This window comes from Arthrobacter psychrolactophilus, from assembly GCF_003219795.1.
Classification (GTDB): domain Bacteria; phylum Actinomycetota; class Actinomycetes; order Actinomycetales; family Micrococcaceae; genus Specibacter; species Specibacter psychrolactophilus.
The window spans coordinates 12,355-36,215 of record NZ_QJVC01000005.1; the positions used below are offsets into that span (position 1 = coordinate 12,355).

The following is a 23,861-nucleotide window of genomic DNA, read 5'->3' on the forward strand; positions in this document are numbered from 1 at the left end:
AATAAGGAGCAGCACGTGAAAACACGCCTTCTGGGGGGCGTCGTCGCACTGGTACTAGCCATCGTCGGCGCGGTCCTCCTTTCCTCATACGTCAAAGCATCTGATGCCCGGGCACAAGCTGGCTTGAATCCGGTTGACGTGCTCGTTGTCCAGGAAAACATCCCTTCGGGAACGCCCATCGAGGACTTCAAGACCTCGGTAAAGGCTCAGTCTTTGCCAAGGACTGCCGTCTCAGACACAACAGTGACTAATCTAAAGGACTACGCCGGTAAGGTTGCCGCTGTGGATCTGGTTCCCGGTGAACAATTGCAAGCCTCTCGCCTCGTCGATCCTAAAAGCCTCGCAGCCCCAAACCGGGTCGATGTTCCAAAGGGCCTAGCGGAGGTTAGCTTAACTCTGGCTCCGGAGCGAGTAATCGGTGGCGATCTGAAGGCCGGGGATACTGTGGGGGTGTTCATTTCGTATAACGCGGGCGTCGTACCCGGAACGACTGAGGTTCCTGCCACAAAGTTGCAGTTCCACAAGGTGCTCGTGACGAAAGTCGGCACCGGTGACGGCAATAGTGCTAGTGACGCAAATCAGTCTTCTGAGTCTTCTAAGCCCGGAGCCTTTGTCATGGTGACTTTGGCACAATCAGGTATGGACGCCACCAAAACCGTGCATGCCATCGAATTTGGCCACATTTATCTGTCCAAGGAAAACGCTGATACCGACACGTTGTCTGTGGACACTCTCCATAAGGACCAGGTGCTGAAATGAGTCGCTTCGTCATCATCACAACCGACACCAGCTTTGAGCAGCGAGTTCGTGCCGCAGTTGCTGGCGGACTCCACGGCAATGTGCAACGACTACCTGAATCGACCATCAACGGAACTCCTCAGGACATTGTCCATCAGGATCCTGCCGAACCGCCGGAAGTCGTCATTCTGGGTCCTGGCGTTTCTACCGACGAGGCACTTAAACTCGCCACTGTGCTGGACCTCCAGTTTCCCGAAGTAAGTGTCATACTTGCCGCCGACGCCACTCCAGAATTAGTCCTGACGGCCATGCGTTCTGGAATCCGTGACATTGTCAGTCCAGGTACCGAAGCTTCAGAACTTCGGATCTTGCTGGAACGCGCCTGCTTATCGGCCGCTGGCCGGCGGCGGGGGCTCTCAAATCCAACAAACCCAGACTATGAAGCAGGAAGGGTCATCGCCGTCATGTCTCCAAAGGGCGGTGTCGGAAAGACTACCGTAGCGACGAATCTGGCAACGGGCCTCGGAAAGCTAACACCCATGGGTGTAGTCATCGTTGACTTGGATGTGCAATTCGGCGACGTGGCTTCTGCACTATCGCTACATCCCGAACACACACTTGTAGATGCTGTGACAGGTGCGGCGGCCCACGACGCTATGGTACTCAAGGCCTTCCTTACGGTCCATGTCAGTGGCATTTATGCATTGTGTGCACCACTGAACCCAAACGAGGCGGATCTGGTCACGGCCGACCACATCAGTCATCTAATTGCCCAACTCGCCACAGAGTTCAAGTACGTCGTCATCGACACGGCACCCGGACTTGGCGAACTCGCTCTCGCCGCTTTGGAACAGGCAAGTGACGTCGTTTGGGTTGTTGGCATGGACATTCCCAGCATCAAGGGGCTCCGCACCGGATTTAGCGTACTAGACGAGCTGAACCTTGTGCCACAGGGGCGCCATGTTGTGCTCAATTTTGCCAGCCGCCACAATGGCCTGAATATTCAGGACATTGAAGCTACGCTCAGGGTTCCGGTGGATATTGTCCTGCCGCTATCAACTTCTGTGCCGTTCGCCACCAATAAGGGTGTACCCATGTTGCAGGACGGGCCCAGAAATGCTGTTTCTAAGAACCTGCGGAAACTCGTTGATCGTTTCGAGCCGATCCGTGGCACCTCGTTGAAGAAGCTTCACAGGAGGGTGGTTGTGTCATGAACCTTACAGACAGATTGAACGTGGCCCGCGGCTATTCGCCTGCACCGGGCAAGGATTTCAGGTCGACACCTGAGCACACAACCGCCGCCATCAACTCGCCTGATGTCCTAGTAGAATCCAGCATCGGTACGGCCCTTTCCGCCTTGAAACAGAGAGCCGGTGAAGCCCTGTTCGAGAGGATGGGCGCCCGGCTGACGGACCCCAATATCTCGGAGGAGGATTTGCGCAAGGCAGCCAAGGACGAGCTGAGCCAGGTCATCGACGAAGAACAAGTTCCATTGACGCCTGAGGAACGTCGCAGACTCATCCGGGAAATTGGTGACGACGTCTTGGGCCTCGGCCCCCTGCAGAGGTATCTGGACGACGACTCCGTCACTGAAATCATGGTCAACAAGCCTGACCAGATCTACATAGAGCGCGGCGGACAACTGACGCTCAGCGGTTCGAGGTTTGCCACGGAAGATCATCTCCGACGCGTTATAGAACGTATCGTTTCGAAGGTGGGGCGCCGCATCGATGAATCTTCCCCGATGGTGGACGCACGGCTTGCAGACGGATCACGTGTTAATGCCATAATCCCACCGCTAGCGGTCAGCGGTCCTTCGCTGACTATCAGGAAGTTCAGCCGGGTTCCATTGACGGTGCATGATTTGGCGCGGTACGGAACCATGACACCAGATATGGCCATTCTATTGGACGCCTGCGTCCGCGCCAGACTGAACATCCTAGTCACCGGCGGTACAGGCACAGGAAAAACTACGCTATTGAACGTTCTTTCCGGATTCCTCCCACCGGAAGACCGGATTGTCACGATCGAGGACGCAGTAGAACTGCAGCTCCAGCAACAGCACGTGGTTCGATTGGAAAGCCGTCCATCAAACATTGAGGGCCGCGGTGAGGTCTCCATTCGCGATCTGCTTCGAAACACCTTGAGAATGCGACCAGACCGAATTGTAGTGGGCGAGGTTCGAGGCGGTGAAGCCCTCGACATGCTCCAGGCAATGAACACCGGTCACGACGGATCCCTTTCAACCGTTCATGCAAACTCTCCTCGCGACGCCGTTGCACGTTTGGAGACACTGGTGCTAATGGCCGGAATGGACTTACCACTTCGGGCAGTCCGGGAACAGATTGCTTCTGCCCTCAATGTCATTGTTCACCTGACTCGCCTACGTGACGGCACCCGGCGCATCACGCACATCACCGAAGTGCAAGGCATGGAAGGAGACGTCGTTACCCTCCAGGATGCCTTCGTGTTTGATTACTCGGCGGGCGTCGATAGCACTGGAACGTTCTTGGGCAAGCCGATTGCAACAGGAGTTCGGCCACGTTTCGTGGACCATTTTGCCGACATTGGCATCACTATTCCCAGCCACATCTTTGACACTCCGGCACCAATTGGTGGAAGGAAGTAGTGATGGAAGCCATTATCCCGATTCTCGGACTCCTCCTTTGCCTGGCTGGACTGTTGGTCCTTCTATTCGTTGTGATCAAACCATTTGGGGCATCTCTGTCTGCCGAAAGACGCCGCCCCTTTGGCGACACCGACAAATCGGCATTCAGCAGCTTCACGGATTCCACTGTCGCCGTCTTGGACAAGACGATTGGGGGTGGGCCTTATAGCCGCCGCCGTCTCGAAGAAGCTGGTCTCAAGATGCCGCCATCGAACTTTCTATTCGTGGTGTTGTCGGCCAGCGCAATCCTAGCCGTTCTTGGATTTCTTCTCAGTGGCGCTGTGCTAGCTATAGTGCTGGCCGTTGCGAGTCCCATTGTTGCCTGGTTGGCCTTGAGTGTGTTGGCAGACCGAAAACGCTCCAAGTTTGACGAACAACTTGCCGATAATCTAATGCTCGTCACTGGCGGCTTGCGTGCCGGGCATAGTGTGTTGGCCGCCATCGATGCCGCGGCAAAGGAGGCGGCCTCGCCGTCGTCCGAAGAATTCGCACGGGTTGTCAACGAAGTCAGGATTGGCCGGGATCTCGACACGGCTCTGACGGAAACCGCCGCACGGATGAAAAGTGACGACTTCTCTTGGATCAGTCAAGCAATCCAAATCAACCGGGAAGTTGGCGGCGACTTGGCTGAAGTTTTAGATCATGTTGGGGAGACCATTAGGGAACGGGGCGAAATCAAGGCCCAGGTTAAGGCCCTCAGTGCTGAAGGAAAGCTCTCGGCAATCATTCTCATCGCCTTACCATTTGCCATGGCACTGATGCTTATGGTGGTCAATCCAACGTACCTCGGTGTCTTATTTACTAACCCCATTGGTTGGGTCATGCTGGCGGTTGGCGGCGTCATGATGATCATAGGTAGCCTGTGGATGCGAAAAACCATTCAAATCAAGTTCTGAGAGGCATGGACATCATGAATGCAACACCATGGATTTTGATTGCGATTGTCGTCCTACCTATTGGTTTCTTGGTTTGGTCATTCATAAGCGTTGATTCGAAGTCGCTCTTGATTATTCGGACCAATCTCGGTCACTCTGGCCAGGTGGGGCAAGGCGCTCCGGCCTTTAGCGACAAAAGCTGGCTGACCCTCGCCCGGAGGATAACGCCGGCGGCCTATGTGGCCAAACTTGATGAGCTTCTAGCCATAGCCGGGCGCCCTGCAAACATTCCACTTTCACGACTGCTCATCGGAAAACCGATATTGGCATTAGCCGCAGCAGCAGTCGGCTTGCTATTCATATCCTTGAGACCAGGGCCCACGATGCTCTTGCTCGCTATATTCCTCGTCGGCTTCTGCTACTTCATCCCAGATCTCCTGATCTTGAGCAAAGGGCAAGAACGACAAAAATCTATTCGACTCGAGCTCCCAGACACGCTAGATCAAATGCTCATTGCGGTCGAGGCTGGACTGGGCTTTGAAAGTGCTATGGCGCGAGCAGCGGCTAATGGCAAGGGACCCATGGCTGAGGAACTCAAGCGAACGCTTCAAGACATGCAAGTGGGACGCCCCCGCCGTGATTCCTATCAGGCTTTGGCGGCCCGGAGCACGGTACCGGAGCTCAAGAGCTTTGTTAGGGCTGTGGTGCAAGCCGAAATCTACGGAATCAGTATCGCCAAGGTACTCCGTACCCAAGCCCAACAGCTGCGCATAAAGCGTCGTCAACGGGCCGAGGAGAAAGCCATGAAGTTGCCCGTTTTGGTACTTTTTCCACTTCTCCTTTTCATCTTTCCGACGCTCTTCATCATTATCATGGGCCCGGCCGTCATCAATATCATCGGAATCTTCGCACCTGGCGGAGCCATGGGCCAGTAGCCATCCGACTGTGAGAGCCATCGGCGTGCCGTCAGGCATGAGCTACTCAACGTTGTTTATGTCTGACGGTGCATGCACTTTAATTTCCAGCCCCGCTTATCCGGTAAGCAAGGATTCATGGTCGAGTAAGCCTAGTCTCTCCTACCGAACTTCCGCTTGAGACGTACAGACCAAAGTCTGCAGTCACCTACACGGAACCAGCTGCCGCTAACCAAACACCATCACCACCAGCGCACCGGCAAGCATGAAGGGACCAAACGGGATCTGGGTCTTGCCGGTGCCCCGCCGAGAGACAATCAGGGCCAGCCCCCAAAGGCCACCGAGCAGGAACGCCAGGAAGGTCCCCCACATGACTGCCTGCCAGCTGACAAAGCCGAGATACAGCCCCAATACGAACGCGAGCTTTACATCCCCGTAGCCCATGCTGGACGGGGAGATTAACCTGAGCACCACGTACAGTGCCCACATCACAACAGCGCCGAGAACAGTGCGCAAGGCGGTGCCGCCGTCGAGCATGAACAGGCTGGCTGAAAGCAACAGCACTCCGGAAATGGCGGCGGACGGGAACACAATCCGGTTGGGCAACAACTGGAGTTTGATGTCGATCACGGTCAACCGGACGGCCATCACCAGGTAGTACAGGCAGGCAATCAGGACCAGCCAGAAAGCTACCGGAGTCTCGGTCCACAGGTCCCGCAGCGCAGTGATCATAGGCTGATGCTACGGCAGCCGTCACCCCGATTGGGACTGTTACACCGCGAGTTCTAGCGCGAGGCGTACTGCTCGTACGGGATGTTCCAGTCACCGAAGCCATCGGTCGGGGCGATGGTCTCGTTGGGCGTGTTGACGGTGTGCACCAGATCGCCTGCGCCCATGTTCTCAAAGACCCAGCCGGCGCCCTCGGCCGAGAGCCCGATGCAGCCGTGCGACAAATTGGCGGCACCTAGATATGGCATGGCCGAGGGGGTTGCCTGGTGGATGAAGATGCCGCTGTAGGACAGGCGCGTGGCGTACTCAACGTCGACGGAACCGTAGTCTCCCGGATCGCCGGGCTTCAGGCCGATCGAGGCGGCCTTGAACGTGGCGTAGCGCTGCTTGTCGTTCGTGAGCACCATGTAGCCCGAGGCGGAAGGGAAGGCCTCGTCACCCAGGGTTGCCGGGAAGGTTTTGGTCAGGACATCATTGACGTAAATATTGACCACGTGGGCGCCGGCGTCGGCCTCCATGACGGTCTTGTTGCCGATGTTGACGTTGTAGTTCTTGTTGAAGTTGGCGATCATGCCATTGCCCAGGTCCATGCCGAGCAGCTGCATATCAACGTTGATCGTGGAGTTGGCGGGCCAGAAATCTGCCGCACGGTAACGGACCAGGGTGTCGGAGTACCAACGGAAGGAACCCTGTTGTCCGGCGCTCGTGGTGATCTTGATGGCCTGCTCAACGGCTTCCTTGTTGACAACGGGCTCGCTGAAAACAAATTGCAGCGGCTGTGCCACGCCCACGGTGTCGCCGTCGTTGGGGAACATCACGGCGTCGGCTTCGTGCGATGCCGGGACGGTAGTGAAGGTGCTGACCTGATTGGACTTGAAGCCTTCGGTATCAACCGCGGTGACATCAAAGGTGTAGGCGGTGTTGAATTTCAGGGGCGTAGTGGGCTTCCAGCTGTCCTTGCCAACGCTGAGTTCCCCGTCAAGGACGGCACCGGTTTCGCTTTCCTTCAAGACAGCATGGGAGACCGTTCCATTGCTGATGACGGCCGTGATTTCGCCGACCGGGTTCACGAACTCAGTGCCTGTGGCAGGGGTCAGGGCAATCGTGGCAGGAATCGCCGCAGCCGTGGGTTCCGGGGTTGCAGACGTGGTTGTTTGAGGAGATGTGCTCTGGGTTTGTGAGGACACCGGCAATAGGCCGTCCGGCATCCATGAAGGGGCAGTAATTACACCAATTCCGCCAACAATTCCCAAAGTGACCAGGGAGATCAAGGCGATCTTCCAACCCTTGCGAGTCTTTTTGGTCTCTTCAAACTCCGCCATGCAACTCCCCAATCGGTGGACATATTCCACGGTATATGACTGCTGCGCATAGTACGCCAACTAGTGATTTTACGCTATGGCTAGGAGGGCGTCGCCATCTATAAGTCACAGCAGCGTCACGTTTGCATTAACTATGAGCTACTAGGCAGGGAGCTACCTGTGGGCGTACTCCGCAAAGGGAATATTCCAGTCGCCGAACCCATCCGTGGGAGCGATGGTCTCGTTGGGACTGCCCACGACGTGGACCAAATCGCCTGTACCCATATTGGTGAACACCCAGCTGGCACCCTCGGCCGACATGCCGATGCAGCCATGGGAAAGATTCGCCTGTCCTAGGTAGGGAAGGGCGCTGTCGGTGGCCTGGTGGATGAATTCCCCGCTGGGAGTCAGTCGGGTTGCGTACTCCACATCGACCTCACCGTAGTTGGCCGGGTCGCCCGGCTTCAGGCCGATCGTGGAGGCCACAAAGTGGGCGTTGCGCTGCTTATCCGAGAGCAAGACCAGATATCCGGAGGCGGAGGGGAAGCGTTCATCGCCCATCGTGACAGGGTATTCCTTCACGAGTGCGCCGTTGATGTAAATACTGGCCTTGAGGTTGACGGCGTCGGCCACCATTTCCACCTTGTTGCCGATTTGCACCACATTGGTTTTGTTGAAGTTACCGATTTGTCCGCCGCCATAGTCCACACCAAAGAGCTTCATGTCCACGGTGATACTGGTGTTGGCTGCCCAGAAGTCCTCGGCGCGGTAACGCAACAAGGTGTCCGAGTACCAGTGGAACGCGCCAACCTGGCCGGAGGATGCCTTGATGGAGATGGCCTTTTCGACAGCTTCCTTGTTGGTGACCGGTTCGCTGAAGGTAAATTGCAGGGGTTGGGCAACACCCACGGTGGAACCAGCATTCGGGAACATCTCTAGGTCCGCCTCATTCGAGGGCGGCACGGTACTAAAAGTACTCACGGTGGTGGTGCGGAAGCCGGCCGTGTCCTCGGTGGTGACGTCGAAGGTATAGTCCGTGGCAAATTTGAGCGGCGCCCGGCTCACCCATTTACGTCCGCTGACAACCAGCTCGCCGTCGACGCTTTCGCCTGTGGCGCTTTCCTTCAGGACCGCGTTGTAGACCGTGCCGTTTTCCACCTGAGCCGTGACCTCATTGGCGGGATTGACGAACGTCGCCCCGGTTTCTGGTAGCAGCGCGAGGGTTGCGGGTATGGCCGCGGCAGTGGGCTGCGGAGGGGTGGGGCTGGCCGAAACAGTCGGATTACTCAGGGCATTGTGTTGCGATTCCCAGGGGTGCGCCACAGCAACGCCACCACCACAGATGGCCAGTACAACGACCGCCACGGCGATCTTCAGACCCAGACGAGACTTCTTGGGTTGTTCCGCTTGCAACATTCAAACTCCAGATCAGTGGACACATCCACCACGACGGCGCGTGCGGCCTGCACGACTAACGTTCAGATGTTACTCCTGCAAGCTGAGAGTCTTGGCCTCTTCCACTAGGGGAACCGGCCCCATACCTGGCATGATGTGTTGGGAATTGATCACCAAATATTGAGCTTGACCGGCCGACGGCGGCTTTCAGCCCCGCAGGTACTCCAGTTGCGCCTCGACCGATAATGCCGCGGCTCCAAGAACGTTTTCGGGCACATCCCCGTACACGAGAGAAACGATGTCGGCCACGGTGGCCTCGGCCCCGTGAGTCTGCTGGAATGCCTCAAGCGCGGCACGCACCTGGCCCAGACGCTCCTGCCGGTGCGATTGGTACGCCACGATAGTTGCCGCGAGATCCGGCAGAACGGGGCCGTGTCCTGGCAAACCCACGACCGGGTCCGCTCCGAAACTCAGCTCTGCTAAAAGTTCCAGAGACCGCAGGTAGTCGACCAACGTGCCGTCGGGGTAATCCAGCACGGTGGTGCCTTGTCCCAGGATGGTGTCGCCGGTCAGGATCGCCGTGCTGCCGGGAAGATCACTGTCGTGGAGCACAAAGCACAGCGAGTCGCTCGTGTGTCCGGGAGTCGCCACGACGCGCAAGGTGAGGCCGCCCGCCTGGATAATCTCGCCGTCGACCAGAGGCTCTCCCCCATGGCAATGCTCCGAGGCAAAAGCTCGGACCGGTGCGCCTGTGAGCTCATGCAGGGCCGCGCTGCCCTCGGTGTGGTCCCCATGGCGATGCGTAATCACAATCAGCTCGACCGTGCCGGCCGTGGCGAGCTCGGCCAGATGCGTTGCCAGATTGGGTCCGGGATCGACCACGATGATGTGGGAGGAGCCGGGCGCACCCAGGACATAGGAGTTGGTTCCGTCCAGCGTCATGGGGCCCGGATTTTCCGCCCGACGGCGCCGGATGGCCGGGCCAAGAGTTTCCCAGCGATCAGTCATGGCGCATCCTAAGATTTGGAACGGCTCGTGCTACGAGTTGAGGCGTTCGGGAGGAAGGAGAAGGGCGATGCCCTCCTCGATCGGGTACCGCAGCGGCGTGCCCTCGGGCCCGTTGGCGGAACTGACGAGCTCCTCACCATCCTGAATCAAGGCCGAACCGGTCACGGGGCAGCGCAAAACCGCCATCAACGCATCGCTCATTCTGGCCATGATGTCCTCTTCGAAGTCAGCTGGTGGTGTCGTCGCGCATAACGCGCAGGTGGGAGCGCCGCCCGGCACTCGAGGCGCTGCTGGGCGCGAACGTTGGTGGTTCAAGCATGCCGCGACGGGCCCGCATAGGCGAGGTCCCGGCGTCGTCCGCATCATCCGAGCCGGCGTTAGCGGCCTCCCGGACAGCGTCGGCGAGGGCGAGGAGATCGTCCGGGCCGGGCATGGGCGGCTTGTCCGAGCGGGCCAGGTGAATGACTTCCCATCCCAAGGGGGCTGTCAGTCGGGCCGAATGTTTGGCGCACAAATCGTAGCAATGCGGCTCTGCAAAGGTCGCAAGGGGCCCCAAAACAGCTGTCGAATCGGCATAGACGTACGTCAAAGTTGCCACGGCCGGTTCACGGCAGGCGGATCTGGTGCATTGACGAAGGGTTCCCACGGTTCACAAGACTACCCTCCCCGCGGCGATATTTCCCCCTTAGGGCCCCGACGCCTAGAGTGAAATGATGAAGTTCAATGCTAGCCACGGCGCAGAAGGGCTCCGGATCTCCTTGGAGCCGGAAAAGTTCGACGGCGGATCCGCCTCCCCGTCGAGCGCCGGCTTGAGTCCTCGCCCCTTTGCCCAACGACGCCGAAATCGGCACGGCCGAGGCTTCCGCGGCCCACTCATCCCGCCGGCGCTGCCGGGTTCGCGCACACGCTCGGAAAAGTTTGACGACCTGGTGGTTGATTCCGCCGAGCGGATGCGCACGCTGTGGCCCACGGCCCTGGCCACGGTGGAATACCTCGTGGAAGAGGTCCCGGAGCAGCTCGAGGCCATCATCGCCTCCGGCGCACAGGCTCCCCTGGGCAAGTACGAACAAGCCGTCCCGGCCACACCGGATGCCCCGGCCACGCCGCCGTCGATCATCATTTACCGGCACCCCATCGAGGCTCTGTGCGACACGGCGCCGCAGGTGCGCGAGTTGGTCCACGAGGTCATGGTGGATCAGGTGGCCGGGCTCCTGAACGTGGACCCCGACACCGTGGACCCGCTGTTTCGCCGCTACCGCAAGCGCTAAATCCCGGGGCGCTTAGTTTATGCACCAAACCCGTGCGCAATCAGGCGCGGGGTGCACTATGCGCCGCAGCGCCAACCGGCTGGGCGCATAAGGTAAAGGACCCTGCCACTTCACGCCCAGCGCACACACCTTATGCACCAAACCCGTGCGCAATTTAGCGCGGGGTGCACTATGCGCCGCAGCACCAACCGGCTGGGCGCTTAAGGTAAAGGACCCGGCTAGTAGCCGGTGGTGATGTTGACGGCCTGCGTGCCAACCGTGGTGCCCGCGATAGGAAGCACGGAGATTCCCGCAGAAGCTGACTTAAGCAGCATCTGGCTGCCGTAGGTGGGCGCCCCGGACACGGAAATGAGTGCCGAGACGGCCCCGGAGCCGAGGAAGTCGGACGCGTTCACGGTGGAGGTGATGCCGACGGCTAGGTCGATGGTTTTCGCGGTGCCTAGGACGCCATCGGCCGAGATCGGGACGACGCTGACGGTTGAGGTTCCCTCGGGAGCCACAAACACCAGGCTGGAGCTGACGTCCTGTGGCAGCGTCACGAGGTGGGTATCGCCGAGGCGTCCCACCGACGGCGCAAAGGCCAGATCGGTGGCCTCGCCAGCCTTCGTGGAATTGACAACGCGTGCCGTTGCCGTGACGGCAGCTTCCGCCTTGAGGCTGAGCGAGTAGGTGCCCTCGGGCAATCCAGCCAGGGACAGTTCGCTGACCTTGCCGGCCGCTGCTGTGAACACTCCCCCGTTGGGCAGCGCGACCTGGCCGTCGGCGCCAAAGGCTTTGACCTCCACGAGCGAATCGGACACTCCCGGAACCGTCACGGCCAGGACCGTGGTGGCGTCGGCGTAGCCCGACTGAGCAGAAATCTTGGCTGCCGCGGCAGGTGCCTGAACTCGGACACCCGGAATGGTTTGAGTAGAGCTGGGTGCCTGGACGGGAGCGAGATAGTCTACGCCACCTGGCGTCAAGCCACGCAGCACGGATTCTTGAATCACTGCGCTCACGGCGCCGCCGGAGCTCTTCAGGTGCACGCTGAGCATGCCCTGGTCGGGCGCGAGTCCGGACAAGACCACGGAGCGCACTGATCCCGCCGCTACGACGAGCCCCTTACCGCCAGCCGTCTGGATCGGGCCGGTGCTGCCGAAGAGATCCAGCGACACGGTGGCGACGGACTTGGAGGCATTGGAAATCGCGAGGATCGCTGTGCGGCCCACCGTGGTGCTGGCTCCGGAAAGCCACAGCTCGTTCGACGGCGTCTGGCAGGTGGCGGCCGAGAGCCCGGCCAGATCGCCGTCTGTGGAGTTCACAACGACAGAGGCGGTTCCCCGCGGATTTTCCTCGCCCAGGGGCTGGATGCGCAGCACCGATGCGGCGTTGGTGTCCTTACCGTGGGCGACCACGGCCTTCATCTTCGGCTTACCGGTGAGCTCGGTGGGCGTCGGAGCGGGCGATTCGGGGGCCTTCGACAAGGAGAACAGCTCGGAGGACTTAGCATCCAAGAGGTCCACGGAGGCACCAGGCAATTCGCCGGTGGAGCCACTGAGCACCACGGCGTTCAAGGCGCTCTTGGTGGAGGATGAGTTCGCGGAAAATTCCGGATCCGAACCCACTGCCGAGCCTGCGAGCAGCTGCGTGGGCCCCTGGCAGATAGCCATAGATTCGCCCACGGGCAGCAGGTGCGGAACGGGTTCGGTGACCTTCGTGGCATCAGTGCCGGAAAAAACGCTGCCAGCACCCAGAACCCCCACGGCCAGAACCAGCGTGGCAGTTCCGGCGACAACTGCAGGCCAGCGACGACGCACGGTACGCTGCGCGCGGCGAGAACTCTTCGCTGCGGGCGCCTTGGCGGCCTTAGGCGTTTTGACAGCCTTCGGGGCTTTAGCTTCTTTAGCCTTCTTGCCTAGCGTGGCGTCCTTGCCGGACGTCGTCTCCGCACCCGAGGCCGTCTTGGCCGGGGCGCTCTTGGCGAGGTCTCCAGCGGCAGGCGAGGTCCCGCCGTCGGACGGGGTGGCCGAGGGCTGATTGGCCTGCTTCGCCGAGTCGCCAGCCTTAGGGGTCACAGGCGTGTTCTCGCCGTTGTTGTCCTTGATCTCAGGCACTTCTACCAACCTTTTGCAATGATGCTTCGTCTCGGTACGCTCCCGTGCGGCCGCGTCGGGCCCGCACCGGAATGGCCAACAGCACGGTCAGCCCGAGGAGGACCAGCTGCACCAGGCTCATGACCGCATGGAGCGGATGGACGTAACGGATTTCAAGTTTTCCGGCGGATTCTGGCAGTTCAAAGGCCTGGGCCCAGGACGAGTTCGTCGCCGTGAGTTCCTTGCCGTCCAGCCAGGCCTGCCAGCCCGCGTCGGAGCGTTCGGCCAAGACCACGCGGCGGCCGGAGTCACCCGCGGGGATCTGCGTGTTGACGTTCTGACCATCAGAGTCGACGGCGGCCACGGACTTGCCGCTCGCGTCGACGAGGCGCACGCGGTTGACGACGTCGGTCTTGCCGGCATCGACGTAACTGGGCTGAACGCGCCACAACCAGCCTGATTCGGTGGGACCAACCGTGTCGAGACCCGGAACGGCCTCTAGCTCTCCGGCAAGCAGCTCGGCGGCCGTGTCACCCTGGCGCAGCACGACGAAGCCCACACCGAGCTCCACGAGCTCATCCCGCGGGTCGATGCCGGACTTGGACAGCATGGCTGCCACGGTATCTTCCAGGGCCAGGGTTGCCGGATCGCTGGCGAGCACGGACTCCGCGCCGGGAGCACCCGTGACGCGGGCGGCCGTGGCAATCGTGGACATAGCATCGAGCGTGGTTCCGGCGCCCTGCATGAGCGAGGCCTGAACACCGCCGTCGGTCATGACCGTCAAGACAATGGTGCGGCTGGCTTCCGGGCCCGTGCCACGATCGGAGGCCGTGGCCGGAATGGTGCCAGCCGTGGCGCTCTGCGGCAGGAAGGGACCCGTCAGTGCGGCAGCACCGGGCTCCGCCGAGAGCTGCTGCACGCTCCACAGCGTCAGGCTCGCGGTCGGGGCCACGACGAGCATCGCGGACAACACGGTGGCCACGATCTTCGCGCCGCGATGTTGTGTGGGGCGAGCGCTGTCGACGAAGGCCGGGTTCCAGGCACGGTTCTGCACAGAGTCTAGGGCTACGACGGCCGCACCCAAGAGCGCAAAGAACGCGACCGAGACGGCCGGTCCGTTGAAGGGCGTGACGAGAGTGACGCCGTCGAACGCGACGGCGATGAGCTTGCTGGCATAAGCCGAGGCGAGAGCGAGCAGGGCGATGAACCACAGCCCGCGCACCATCGCCGAACGGCGTACCGGCGACACGAGCGCGAAGACGGCGGCCATCACCACGGGGGCACCGACGATGCCGACGGCAACCCAGGTCCACCACGGTGCGGCCACGAGCGAGCCAAGACCCAGCAGACCCTCGGTGGCGGTGATCTGCTCGGGGAAGCCCAACAACTGCTGCCACAGGGGCGCCGTCATCGAAGGCAGGGGCACGCCGGGATCAGCCAGGATGGCCCGCGGGTTGTCCCAGGCAGACCAGGCCAGCGGCAGGAAGAGCGCGGCGGAGGGAATCAGGGCCCACCAGATGGTCTTGCCGCGGCCTCGCATGACCAAGGCGGTCAACAAGATCCCGACGGCGGCCAGCGGCAGCAGGCTCGGGGAAGCGGCCGTGACCACGGCCAGGCCCAGACCCGCGGCAGCAGCGGCCGTCCAGGACGGGTTGCCGTCAACGCCGGGCCGTCCAAGCTTGGTGATGGTCACCGTGGGGGTTCCGGCCATGGCGCCTTGAATCGGTACGACCTTGGGCGCCGGGCTGGCGGCAGCTCCAACAGCGCGGATGAGCCCGAGCATGACGAGCGGAATCAAAATATGCGCCAGGAGCGCACCGACCCGGCCCTGGCCCATGCCAACCAGCAACATCGGAGCACCTGCCCAGGCGAGGGCGGCGACTATCCGAGGCCAGCGACGCAGCGACAACGCGCCGGTTGCAAGCCAAGCGGTGAAGGCGGACAGCGGCAGGGCCAGCAGGACCATCCAGAGGACGGCCTGTGAGCCGTTACCGCCCAGGAAGCTCAGGATACCGAGCACAAAGTTAAAGGGATCGCCGCGTCCGGGCAGACCGGAGCCGAGCGAGATCCACCAATCCGTCGCATGCCGCCAGACCAACGACGACTGTTCGGAGAGCGGCAGCAATGCGCCACCGGTCAGGGACGAGGCGCCAAAGAAGCGTGAAAGGGCTAGGAGGGACACGATCGCCAGGACCACGACGAGCCCGAGGGCGCTCACGAGCGGAGCCGTCTTCGTGACGGCTAGCGGCGTAATGGGCTCATTGTGTGTCTGGCCGGTTGGCTCCAAAATGGAGGAACTGTCGTGGTTTTCGTGCATGAGGTCATCGTCCGGGCCCACCGACTCACGGAGGAGTTTGAGGTGCTTCCGGGCGGCTTCGTTGTCCACGAGGACGCCCTTGTGGACCGAACGCCGCCGGCTGCGCTGACTCGCGAGCGCCTTGCGGCTGCGGTGCAGGGTCACAGGGCGCAACAAACCAGCGCAGCTTGCGGCAAACATGCGCAACGCATGGCCCGGAGCCTTGAGCACAAAGCCCGTGACAAGCCAGTAGAGCGCAGCGAGGAAGGTGCCGACGGCTAAGAACGGCACGGCCCACAGGGGTGCGTGCTTCAGGCGCAGGAAGATGGCGGCCTTGCAGGCGGCAACGGGCGAGCCCATGCCGTTGGGGCGCTGAACCACGTGGAACATGTGCGCCGCGGGGACCACCAGAACGCGATCGCCAGCTAGACGGACGCGGGCACAAAAGTCCAGGTCGTCGCCAGGGCCGGGAAGTGCCGGATCAAATCCGCCGAGCCGCTCGAACACGTCGCGGCGGACCAGCATGCCAGCGGTGTTGACGGCGAACATGTCAGAATTTTTGTCGAGCTGGCCCTGGTCTTGCTCATCCAAGCCAACGAGGGTGAAGCGGTCAAACCAGACATTTGCTTGAAGGCCAACATCAACCAGGCGTCGGTGGTTGTCCCAGTCCAGTTGTTTGCAACCCACCACGGTAGCCGTGGTGGCGCGTTCGGTGGCTTCCAACAAGAGCTGCAGGGCATCGGGTGCCGGGGCGGCATCGTCATGCAGTAGCCAAATCCATTCATTGCAGATGGGGAGCTCATCGCTGGCAGCCCCGGAGGCCCCAACACGTGCCGGGATGCGGGCCGCGTCGGGAACGCCCTGGCGTTGGCGGGTTTGGTAGGCCAGCACGGCGTCAACAGCAGCACCGTAGCCTCGGTGAGCGTCACCCTTGCGACGGCTTCTGCGCCCGTCGAGGGAGATGACATTCCGCTCGCCCAGCTCCGTACGCAGCAACTCCCCCGAATTATCTGTGGATCCTGTGTCGGCCGCCAAGACATGGTCTGCGACGCGGGTTTGTGCGGCCAAGGCGGCCAAAACTGTAGGGAGATAGGCGCCGCCATTGTGAGCAACCACAATGGCGGTGACTTTTACTGCTTCAAGAATTAGACTGCTCGCTTCCGCAGCCGCCGGCGTTCACGCTCGGACAGGCCGCCCCAGATTCCAAACCGCTCATCGTTGGCAAGAGCGTACTCAAGACACTGTGCTTTGACATTACATGCCGCACAAACTTTTTTGGCGTCCCGGGTGGATCCGCCCTTTTCGGGGAAGAAGGCCTCCGGATCAGTCTGTGCGCATAAAGCATCAGTCTGCCAGCCTAGTTCACCTTCATCACTAAAATCGTCAAGACGCGGTCGCAAACCAATCCACACAGGATCATTGGCGGGCTCGAGAGCGTCCTCTGGAGAGAGTAGGGCGCGTGGCTCATCGCTCTGATCATCTTCGTGCGAGGTCAGGAATGCTGTTGCCGCATCTTCCAACGTCAGCCGGCTATGGCGCTCATGGAAAGCCGCCGCGTCGGGATCAGCCGGGTCAACGTACCAGTCAGAGGGTACGCCCCGTGTTTGGTATTCGGTAGCCGCCTTTGCCGCCACGGAATCGTTGTGAATATTTGTCACACTCAGCTGCGATTGCCCCATGGTCGTCCTCCTGAATGTTGCCGCCCACACTGCTCCCCGATTTCCAGGTCCTCGCAATCTGCGAAGTGCAGTGCCACTTACGGCGGTTCGTGCGTCTAATTACATCCATGTAAGTCGCTCACGTCAAGCGGCCCGAGATGATAACCAGCACACAGGGGGTTCATACCCTTCGCCACGCCGGAGGTTTTCATACCGATACATCCTTGTAATCACGGCGTCAGAGACTGAATTTCAGGAATTTCCGCGACAGTTCGGGAAATTTTTGAATAATTACTTAACAGTAGGTGAATTTTTGTAACGCAGCTCACGTTCCATAAGTCAATTCGTCCACTCGATGGAGTAGTTGGCGTCCGTTTCAGAGGCCGCAAAGGCATGAACATGGAAAGATAAACGGTATGGAACTGACTCCCACCACCCCCGCCGCTCTCCTCAACGCCTTCCGCACCCAGAACCCCACCTCCCCCAGGCTCTCCTGGTACGGGCCCGACTCCGAGCGCGTGGAACTTTCGGGACGAGTTCTCGATAATTGGATCGCGAAAACGGCCAACTACCTAGTCGACGAGCTCGATGCTGAACCAGGCACCCTCATCGCCCTAGACCTGCCGCTGCACTGGCGCTCCATGGTGTGGCTCCTGGCCTCCTGGGCGGTCGGTGCCACGGTCATCTCCACCTCAGCGCCTGAGAGTACGACGCCGGACCCCTTCCCTTCTGCCGACATCGTCGCCACCGCGGACCCCGCCGCCATGAACGAACGCCTCGCGGAGGCTAAGCCCGCGCCGCTGATCATTGCCGTGGCCCTGCCTGCCCTGCAGATGCGCTGGTTAGGCGAGCTCCCGCCGCGCACGCTGGATTACTCCGGAGATGTCCGGGCACACGGAGATGTGTTCTTTGCCGACGCCGATCCCGAGCCCAGCGATATCGCCTGGCAGCACGACGAGACCACGATGACTTACGACCAGGTGATCGCCGCATCTGCCGAAGCACCTCAGCGAGTGCTACTGGAGGCGCGCGAGGGTTGGGCCGCCGTCGTCCGTTCCGCGGTGGAAACGTGGGCGGCCGGTGGTTCCGTGGTCCTGCTCGACCCCAGCGTCGCGGCCACGGAGCGCCTGCGCAGCAGCGAAAACATCACAGCCTAGGGGATCCAGGGAATCCACGACGTCCGTGCGTTGAGTAGGCAGGTAATGCCCTTTAGAAGGTTCTAAAGGGCATTACCTGCCAACTCAACACGGAATCAGGCAGACCCGAGGCCCAGACACCAAGAACGCACCTCATAGGGGCCTCTTTTGAGGGGCGGTTACTTGCGGTCGAGCTCGATGAGTTCGTGGTCGTCTGCGTAACCGGGTTCGGCGTCGAGCTCTTCCGTGAAGACCCAGTAACGGTAGGCGAAGAAGCGGAAGATGGTGCCTAGGACCAGGCCGATGACGGAGCCGGCGATGAAGTCTGCCGTGGCCGTTTCAAAGCCGAGGACCCAGTGGGAGATGTACACGCAGGCCGCCGCGATGCCCATGCCCACGCCGTTCATGACGATGAAGAGCACCACTTCGCGCACCATATTGGCTTGGCGGCGGTGGCGGAACGTCCAGTAACGGTTGGCGAGCCAGGAGAAGATCGTGGCGACGGCGGCCGAGATGAGCTTGGCCTTCGTGGGGTGTCCGCCCATGCTGCCGCCCAGGAGCCACAGGTAAATGCCCGTGTCAATGACAAAGGCCACGCCGCCGACCACGCCAAACTTGGCCACTTCGCGCCAAAAAAGGCCCATCAGGCCCTTGACGCGCTGGGTTAGTGTCTGGTTCATGGTCCTCCGTCAGGAAATACGACTGGCAAAAATTGAAGCGGAAGAGACGTGCCTGAATGCTTGAACTGCTCGGCTTCCTCCACAAATTCTAATCCCGGCGGCTCTCCTCAAATCGCGAAAAGACGGGGAACGAGCTGATAGTTGACCTATATTTCCCGGTTAATCGCGGTCCTCGGAGTCGTAAAAGCATGGAACCTCACAGACTTTCGGTACGCTGGGGACTGTGACTTTTCCTGTAATCGGTGTGGTGGGTGGCGGACAGCTAGCCCGCATGATGGCCCCCGCAGCCGTGGCCCTTGGTTTTGATTTACGTATCTTGGCGGAAGCCCCTGACGTGTGTGCCGTGCCTGCCGTGGCACAGGCACCCGTCGGTGACTATAAGAATTTGGAGACTCTGCGTGAATTTGCCCGCGGCGTGGACGTGCTCACCTTTGACCACGAACACGTCCCGAGCGAGCACCTGCAGGCGCTGATTGCCGACGGCGTCAACGTCCAGCCGCGTCCTGACGCGTTGATTAACGCCCAGGACAAGCTCGTGATGCGTGCCGCGATTGAACGCCTGGGCCTGCCCAACCCGGCCTGGGCCGCCGTCGCCTCTGTCGCTGACATTGCCGCCTTCGGCGAGACCCACGGCTGGCCCGTGGTGCTGAAGATGCCCCGTGGTGGGTACGACGGCAAGGGCGTGAAGGTGCTGCGCTCGGCCGACGACGCCACGGCCGCCGCCGATTGGTTTGAGGCCATGAGCCCGCTCCTCGTCGAGGAAATGGTGGACTTCTCCCGCGAGCTCTCCGCCCTCGTGGCCCGCACCCCGTCCGGCGAATCCCGCGCCTGGCCCGTTGCCGAGTCCATTCAGGTCGACGGCGTGTGCGACGAGGTCATCGCCCCCGCCCCGAACATTCCCGCCGAGGTGGCCGAGGCCGCAGCCGCCGCCGCCCTGCGCATCGCGAACGAACTCGGTGTCACCGGAGTCATGGCCGCAGAACTCTTCGAGACCCCCGGCCGCGCCCCCGGCTTCCTCGTCAACGAGCTGGCCATGCGCCCACACAACACCGGCCACTGGACCATGGACGGTGCCCTGACCGGCCAGTTCGAACAACACCTGCGTGCGGTCCTGGACCTCCCCCTAGGTGCCACGGACGCGCTGGGTTCAATTGTTGTGATGAAGAACTTCCTCGGCGGCGCCAATCTGGATCTCTTCAGCGCCTATGCAGCCGCCCTGGCCGCCGAGCCCACCGTCAAGGTGCACAGCTACGGCAAGTCGGTCCGACCCGGCCGCAAGATTGGCCACGTGAATGTCATCGCCTCCAAGAACGACGACGTCACCGCCGCCCGCGCCCGCGCCACCACCGTGGCCAACATCATTCGTGACGGAAAGTAAGGACTTCTCTTGAGTAACAACACCACCACACCCCTCGTGGGCTTGGTCATGGGTTCGGATTCCGATTGGCCCGTCATGGAAGCAGCCGCGGCGGCCCTATCCGAATTCGGCATTCCCTTTGAAACCGACGTGGTCTCGGCGCACCGCATGCCCACCGAAATGATCAGCTACGGCCAGAACGCCGCCGCTCGCGGCCTGCGCGTCATCATCGCCGGCGCCGGCGGCGCGGCCCACCTGCCGGGCATGCTGGCCTCCGTCACGACCCTGCCGGTCGTAGGCGTTCCCGTTCCGCTGAAGACGCTCGACGGCATGGATTCCCTGCTCTCCATCGTCCAGATGCCCGGCGGCGTCCCCGTTGCCACGGTGTCCATCGGCGGCGCCCGCAACGCTGGCCTGTTGGCCGTGCGCATGCTGGCCTCCGGAAGCGATGAGCTCGCGGCGTCCCTGACCGTGAAGTTGGCGGAGTTCGCCCAGTCCCTCAACGACGAAGCCTCGGCTAAGGGCGCGAAGCTCCGTGAAAAGGCTGGCAGCGACTATCCGCTGGCCGTAGAGCGCCCCTCCGCCAACCCAGCGGGGGCGTGAGCCGGAACCCATGAGTTTTAGCAGCCCGAAGGTATCCCAGGCGTCCAATCGCCCGGCCGTGTTGACCAACCCCGTCCGGTATCCGGAGTCGGCGTCGGCCCCCATGCGCTCCAAGCGAGCCTGGTTCCTTCTGCTGTTGACCTTATTCGTTCCCGGCTCGGCCCAGATCGTCGCCGGAAACCGTCGTCTGGGGCGCCATGCCCTGCGCGTGACCTTCACGATCTGGGCCTTGGCGATTGTCGCCGTCGTACTGGCCTTGGTCCACCGCGAGACGCTACTGAACTTATTCACCAACCCCTGGACCTCGCTCCTGGTGATTGTCGCGATGCTGGCGGTGGCCGTGGGCTGGGCCATCATCTTCTTGAACACGCTCAAGATCATCAAACCGGGGCTGTTGGCGCCGGGCATGCGCGCCATGGTCAGCGGGGCCGTGGCGGTGCTCATGGTGCTGACCTGTGGCACGCTGGGCTACGGCGCCCTAATGATTAATTCCGGCCGCAACGCCATCACCAGCATTTTCCAGGCCGGGCCGGACATGAAACCTGTCGACGGGCGCTACAACTTCCTCATCATGGGTGGCGACGCCGGCGAAGACCGTTCGGGGCGCCGACCGGACTCGATCATGGTTATGAGTGTTGACGCCAAGACCGGGCAAGCCGCCACGATCTCCATTCCGCGCAACTTCCAGAACGCCCAGTTCACGGAGGGCTCGCCGCTGTGGGGTATCTACCCAGAGGGCTATGACTGCGGCGATAACTGCATCATCAACTTCCTCTACACCGACGTCACCAACAACCACCCGGACCTCTACCCTGGTGTGCAAGACCCCGGTGCGGCGGCCATGATGGATGCGGCTGGCGGAATCTTGGGGCTCAAGATCCAGGGCTACGTGCTGGTGGATATGGCTGGATTCTCCCAGCTCATCGACGCCATGGGTGGGGTCACGATCAACGCCGGCGGCTGGGTTCCACTCAGCGGCGACGACGTCAACGGCACTGGCGACCACCTGCCGCCGACCGGTTGGATCGCTCCGGGCGTGCAGAAACTCGATGGCTATCACGCACTGTGGTACGCCCGCTCTCGTGAATGGGTGCTCGACTACAGCCGCAGCCAGCGCCAGCAGTGCATCCAGGCCGCCATGCTGGCCCAAATGGATCCCTCGACCGTCTTCACCAAGTTCAGTGCCATTGCCGATGCCGGGTCCAAGGTCATGGAGTCCGATCTGCCTGCCGGTCAGTTGGGCAGTTTTGTCTCGCTGGCGCTGAAGTCGAAGAACTTTGGGCTCTCCCGGCTCACGCTGGGTCCGCCGGACTTTGAAGAGAACTTCTCGACCTATCCGGACTTCGACTTGATTCACTCACGGGTCAAGGCACTCCTGAACCCCGCGCCCGCCGCAGAGCCACCCGCACCGGCTCCTGTGGATCCCGCTGCCGAGGCGCCTGCCGCCGAGGATCCCGTTGCGGAGGCCCCGGTCGAGGCTCCCGTGGCGACGACACCTGCTGCTCCGGACCCGGAGATCACGGCCGAGTACCTCCAGCAGTTGGCCATCAACGGTGACGCCGCGACGCTCACCATGCTCTTGGCCAATAACGGCAGCTGCTCACCCGGGTAATCACGGCCTCACCTCGTTCCATGGGTAGACCGGGCCCGCTGACACAGTGGGCCCGGTCTTCCTTTACACTCTTTCCATCGATCTGCAGCTTGTCTTGGACCAGGAGAAACTACTTATGTTTGCACTCACCAATGTCATGCGTGACTACCCGTGGGGTTCAACCACGGCCATCGCCGAGCTCTTGGGAACCGAGCCCAGTGGAGGCCCTGAAGCTGAGCTGTGGATGGGTGCTCACCCCGATTCCCCCTCCATCGCCGCTACACCCGACGGCCCTGTGCCGCTCGACCAGTTGATCGCCGAGTACCCAGAGTCCACCTTGGGGCAGGAAGTTCATGCGGCCTTTGGTGCGAAGCTGCCGTTCCTCGTAAAGCTCCTTGCCGCGAATCAGGCGCTGTCCTTGCAGGTGCATCCCACTTTTGCGCGTGCCAAGGAACGGTTTGCCGATGAGGAAGCAGCCGGGGTTCCGCGGGATGCCGCCGACCGCAATTACAAGGATGAGAATCACAAGCCGGAAATGATCCTGGCGCTGACTCCTTTCGAAGCGCTCTGTGGCTTCCGGTCCTGCGCCGAGTCCGCCGAGCTCTTCCAGGCTGTGGGTGCCGCCATTGCGGCAACGGGTGCCGCGGTGCCCGAACTCTTGTCTCGGGTAGAAATCACCTTGCATTCACGCATGGCCGAGCCCATGGTGGTGCGGAAGGCCTTTGAAACCTTGATCGGTGGCGGTTCTGCCACGACCGAGTTGGTGACGCTGGCAGCCTCCGCCCTCGCTGCAGCCACGGATTCCGGAACGGAGCTCTCCCCCGGGCTCCGCACCGTCATTGAGCTGGCCAAACAGTACCCCGGCGATTCCGGAGTTCTCGTGTCGTTGCTTCTGAACCGCGTCTCGCTCGAACCCGGCGAGGCCATCTACCTTCCGGCGGGCAATATCCATGCCTACCTTGACGGACTGGGGCTGGAGGTTATGGCGTCCTCGGACAATGTGTTGCGCGGTGGACTCACGGGTAAGCACGTCGATGTCCCCGAACTGCTGGAAACCGTTGACTTTACGCCGAGCTCCGCTCCGAGGGTCCCCACACGGACCACCGAGCTGGGCCAGCACGTCTGGGAGCCGCCTTTTACGGAATTCGCCCTGCAACGGATTGAAATCTCCGCAGACTCTGAGCCGGTGCCGCTGGTCCAGAACGGCCCCCTGATCATAGTGGCGGTGTCCGGCCAGGTACGCCTCGATTCGCCACGCGGAGATCTCCTCCTAGCCCGCGGCGGTTCCGTCTTTGTCCCGGCGGCCGAGAATCCCGTCATGGTTCACCCCGTGAGCGAACATGCTGCTGCCACCGGCACCTCCGGAGCCCCCGTTTCATCCGGAACCGGCACCTCATCGATCGTTTTCGCCATCACCGTCGCCGCTTAGGCCTCCCTGACGGTTGAGTGGCCGCTTAGGCCTCCCTGACGGTTGAGTCGCCACATAATGCCCTTTAGATCGTTCTAAAGGGCGTGACGTGGCGACTCAACTTGGAGCGCCTGTGGATACTGTTTTTCGTTATCCACAGATTT

21 protein-coding genes are annotated in these 23,861 nt (G+C 61.4%); 11 read left to right on the forward strand and 10 right to left on the reverse strand.

Annotated elements, in window-relative coordinates; all coding sequences use genetic code 11:
* Positions 1–15 precede the first annotated feature (15 nt).
* Genes cpaB through CVS30_RS07930 form a run of 5 tightly spaced genes read left to right on the forward strand, consistent with a single transcriptional unit; the run spans position 16 to position 5,216 of the window.
* Entirely contained in the window at positions 16–759 is a 744-nt protein-coding gene (gene cpaB / locus CVS30_RS07910) for a Flp pilus assembly protein CpaB (RefSeq protein ID WP_110484796.1), read from the forward strand.
* Positions 756–1,952, forward strand: coding sequence for a CpaE/TadZ family protein (locus CVS30_RS07915; protein ID WP_110484797.1), 1,197 nt, complete (start codon positions 756–758; stop codon positions 1,950–1,952). Before cpaB ends, CVS30_RS07915 begins: the two co-directional genes overlap by 4 nt.
* Positions 1,949–3,367 carry a TadA family conjugal transfer-associated ATPase gene (locus tag CVS30_RS07920; RefSeq protein ID WP_110484798.1) on the forward strand — a complete coding sequence of 473 codons (1,419 nt, stop codon included), beginning with the start codon at positions 1,949–1,951 and terminating at the stop codon, positions 3,365–3,367. The genes CVS30_RS07915 and CVS30_RS07920 overlap by 4 nt, the downstream gene beginning before the upstream one ends.
* Before the next feature lie 2 nt (positions 3,368–3,369).
* Positions 3,370–4,302: a type II secretion system F family protein gene (locus CVS30_RS07925; RefSeq protein ID WP_110484799.1), complete on the forward strand. Its 933-nt coding sequence runs from the start codon at positions 3,370–3,372 to the stop codon at positions 4,300–4,302.
* A 14-nt stretch (positions 4,303–4,316) separates the two neighbouring features.
* Positions 4,317–5,216: a type II secretion system F family protein gene (locus CVS30_RS07930; protein ID WP_110484922.1), complete on the forward strand. Its 900-nt coding sequence runs from the start codon at positions 4,317–4,319 to the stop codon at positions 5,214–5,216.
* Between the two features lie 207 nt (positions 5,217–5,423).
* Here CVS30_RS07930 and CVS30_RS07935 read toward each other — a convergent pair whose 3' ends face one another.
* The 6 genes from CVS30_RS07935 to CVS30_RS07960 form a co-directional block, all read right to left on the reverse strand.
* Positions 5,424–5,927, reverse strand: a complete 504-nt coding sequence (locus CVS30_RS07935; protein ID WP_110484800.1) for a prepilin peptidase — start codon at positions 5,925–5,927, stop codon at positions 5,424–5,426.
* Positions 5,928–5,980: 53 nt separating this feature from the next.
* Positions 5,981–7,246 carry a L,D-transpeptidase gene (locus tag CVS30_RS07940; protein WP_110484801.1) on the reverse strand — a complete coding sequence of 422 codons (1,266 nt, stop codon included), beginning with the start codon at positions 7,244–7,246 and terminating at the stop codon, positions 5,981–5,983.
* A gap of 153 nt (positions 7,247–7,399) precedes the next feature.
* The gene (locus CVS30_RS07945) at positions 7,400–8,641 is read right to left on the reverse strand and encodes a L,D-transpeptidase (protein WP_110484802.1); all 1,242 of its coding nucleotides are present in this window, start codon (positions 8,639–8,641) and stop codon (positions 7,400–7,402) included.
* Between the two features lie 186 nt (positions 8,642–8,827).
* A complete protein-coding gene (locus CVS30_RS07950) occupies positions 8,828–9,628 on the reverse strand; it encodes an MBL fold metallo-hydrolase (RefSeq protein WP_110484803.1) in 801 nt (266 codons plus the stop codon).
* Positions 9,629–9,658: 30 nt separating this feature from the next.
* Positions 9,659–9,838, reverse strand: a complete 180-nt coding sequence (locus CVS30_RS07955) for a Trm112 family protein (protein WP_110484804.1) — start codon at positions 9,836–9,838, stop codon at positions 9,659–9,661.
* A 16-nt stretch (positions 9,839–9,854) separates the two neighbouring features.
* Positions 9,855–10,274 carry a DUF3499 domain-containing protein gene (locus CVS30_RS07960; RefSeq protein ID WP_110484805.1) on the reverse strand — a complete coding sequence of 140 codons (420 nt, stop codon included), beginning with the start codon at positions 10,272–10,274 and terminating at the stop codon, positions 9,855–9,857.
* Positions 10,275–10,341: 67 nt separating this feature from the next.
* Between CVS30_RS07960 and CVS30_RS07965 the strand changes: the two genes are divergently transcribed.
* The gene (locus CVS30_RS07965; protein WP_181419732.1) at positions 10,342–10,896 is read left to right on the forward strand and encodes a metallopeptidase family protein; all 555 of its coding nucleotides are present in this window, start codon (positions 10,342–10,344) and stop codon (positions 10,894–10,896) included.
* Between the two features lie 218 nt (positions 10,897–11,114).
* Here CVS30_RS07965 and CVS30_RS07970 read toward each other — a convergent pair whose 3' ends face one another.
* Genes CVS30_RS07970 through CVS30_RS07980 form a run of 3 tightly spaced genes read right to left on the reverse strand, consistent with a single transcriptional unit; the run spans position 11,115 to position 16,943 of the window.
* Entirely contained in the window at positions 11,115–12,989 is a 1,875-nt protein-coding gene (locus CVS30_RS07970; RefSeq protein ID WP_110484807.1) for a DUF5719 family protein, read from the reverse strand.
* The gene (locus CVS30_RS07975) at positions 12,982–16,380 is read right to left on the reverse strand and encodes a glycosyltransferase family 2 protein (RefSeq protein ID WP_110484808.1); all 3,399 of its coding nucleotides are present in this window, start codon (positions 16,378–16,380) and stop codon (positions 12,982–12,984) included. The genes CVS30_RS07970 and CVS30_RS07975 overlap by 8 nt, the downstream gene beginning before the upstream one ends.
* Positions 16,381–16,409: 29 nt before the next feature.
* Positions 16,410–16,943 (reverse strand): WhiB family transcriptional regulator, encoded by a 534-nt coding sequence (locus tag CVS30_RS07980; protein ID WP_110484809.1) that lies wholly within the window; start codon positions 16,941–16,943, stop codon positions 16,410–16,412.
* Positions 16,944–17,338: 395 nt separating this feature from the next.
* Here CVS30_RS07980 and CVS30_RS07985 point away from each other — a divergent pair, with 395 nt between their 5' ends.
* Positions 17,339–18,079, forward strand: a complete 741-nt coding sequence (locus tag CVS30_RS07985; RefSeq protein ID WP_110484810.1) for a TIGR03089 family protein — start codon at positions 17,339–17,341, stop codon at positions 18,077–18,079.
* Between the two features lie 158 nt (positions 18,080–18,237).
* Here CVS30_RS07985 and CVS30_RS07990 read toward each other — a convergent pair whose 3' ends face one another.
* The gene (locus CVS30_RS07990; protein ID WP_110484811.1) at positions 18,238–18,738 is read right to left on the reverse strand and encodes a GtrA family protein; all 501 of its coding nucleotides are present in this window, start codon (positions 18,736–18,738) and stop codon (positions 18,238–18,240) included.
* A 223-nt stretch (positions 18,739–18,961) separates the two neighbouring features.
* Between CVS30_RS07990 and CVS30_RS07995 the strand changes: the two genes are divergently transcribed.
* The 4 genes from CVS30_RS07995 (at position 18,962) to manA (ending at position 23,718) form a co-directional block, all read left to right on the forward strand.
* A complete protein-coding gene (locus CVS30_RS07995) occupies positions 18,962–20,116 on the forward strand; it encodes a 5-(carboxyamino)imidazole ribonucleotide synthase (RefSeq protein WP_110484812.1) in 1,155 nt (384 codons plus the stop codon).
* Positions 20,117–20,164: 48 nt separating this feature from the next.
* Positions 20,165–20,698, forward strand: a complete 534-nt coding sequence (gene purE, locus CVS30_RS08000; protein ID WP_110484923.1) for a 5-(carboxyamino)imidazole ribonucleotide mutase — start codon at positions 20,165–20,167, stop codon at positions 20,696–20,698.
* A gap of 10 nt (positions 20,699–20,708) precedes the next feature.
* Positions 20,709–22,310: an LCP family protein gene (locus tag CVS30_RS08005; RefSeq protein WP_110484813.1), complete on the forward strand. Its 1,602-nt coding sequence runs from the start codon at positions 20,709–20,711 to the stop codon at positions 22,308–22,310.
* Positions 22,311–22,425: 115 nt separating this feature from the next.
* Positions 22,426–23,718 (forward strand): mannose-6-phosphate isomerase, class I, encoded by a 1,293-nt coding sequence (manA, locus tag CVS30_RS08010; RefSeq protein WP_110484814.1) that lies wholly within the window; start codon positions 22,426–22,428, stop codon positions 23,716–23,718.
* The last annotated feature ends 143 nt before the right edge of the window (positions 23,719–23,861 follow it).

What these genes read in the sequence shown, in the direction of transcription:
- CVS30_RS07915 (WP_110484797.1), top strand. Translation starts at nt 756, where the DNA reads ATGAGTCGCTTCGTCATCATCACAACCGACACCAGCTTTGAGCAGCGA.
- CVS30_RS07920 (WP_110484798.1), top strand. Translation starts at nt 1,949, where the DNA reads ATGAACCTTACAGACAGATTGAACGTGGCCCGCGGCTATTCGCCTGCA.
- CVS30_RS07925 (WP_110484799.1), top strand. Translation starts at nt 3,370, where the DNA reads ATGGAAGCCATTATCCCGATTCTCGGACTCCTCCTTTGCCTGGCTGGA.
- CVS30_RS07930 (WP_110484922.1), top strand. Translation starts at nt 4,317, where the DNA reads ATGAATGCAACACCATGGATTTTGATTGCGATTGTCGTCCTACCTATT.
- CVS30_RS07935 (WP_110484800.1), bottom strand. Translation starts at nt 5,927, where the DNA reads ATGATCACTGCGCTGCGGGACCTGTGGACCGAGACTCCGGTAGCTTTC.
- CVS30_RS07940 (WP_110484801.1), bottom strand. Translation starts at nt 7,246, where the DNA reads ATGGCGGAGTTTGAAGAGACCAAAAAGACTCGCAAGGGTTGGAAGATC.
- CVS30_RS07945 (WP_110484802.1), bottom strand. Translation starts at nt 8,641, where the DNA reads ATGTTGCAAGCGGAACAACCCAAGAAGTCTCGTCTGGGTCTGAAGATC.
- CVS30_RS07950 (WP_110484803.1), bottom strand. Translation starts at nt 9,628, where the DNA reads ATGACTGATCGCTGGGAAACTCTTGGCCCGGCCATCCGGCGCCGTCGG.
- CVS30_RS07955 (WP_110484804.1), bottom strand. Translation starts at nt 9,838, where the DNA reads ATGGCCAGAATGAGCGATGCGTTGATGGCGGTTTTGCGCTGCCCCGTG.
- CVS30_RS07965 (WP_181419732.1), top strand. Translation starts at nt 10,342, where the DNA reads ATGAAGTTCAATGCTAGCCACGGCGCAGAAGGGCTCCGGATCTCCTTG.
- CVS30_RS07980 (WP_110484809.1), bottom strand. Translation starts at nt 16,943, where the DNA reads ATGGGGCAATCGCAGCTGAGTGTGACAAATATTCACAACGATTCCGTG.
- CVS30_RS07985 (WP_110484810.1), top strand. Translation starts at nt 17,339, where the DNA reads ATGGAACTGACTCCCACCACCCCCGCCGCTCTCCTCAACGCCTTCCGC.
- CVS30_RS07990 (WP_110484811.1), bottom strand. Translation starts at nt 18,738, where the DNA reads ATGAACCAGACACTAACCCAGCGCGTCAAGGGCCTGATGGGCCTTTTT.
- purE (WP_110484923.1), top strand. Translation starts at nt 20,165, where the DNA reads ATGGGTTCGGATTCCGATTGGCCCGTCATGGAAGCAGCCGCGGCGGCC.
- CVS30_RS08005 (WP_110484813.1), top strand. Translation starts at nt 20,709, where the DNA reads ATGAGTTTTAGCAGCCCGAAGGTATCCCAGGCGTCCAATCGCCCGGCC.
- manA (WP_110484814.1), top strand. Translation starts at nt 22,426, where the DNA reads ATGTTTGCACTCACCAATGTCATGCGTGACTACCCGTGGGGTTCAACC.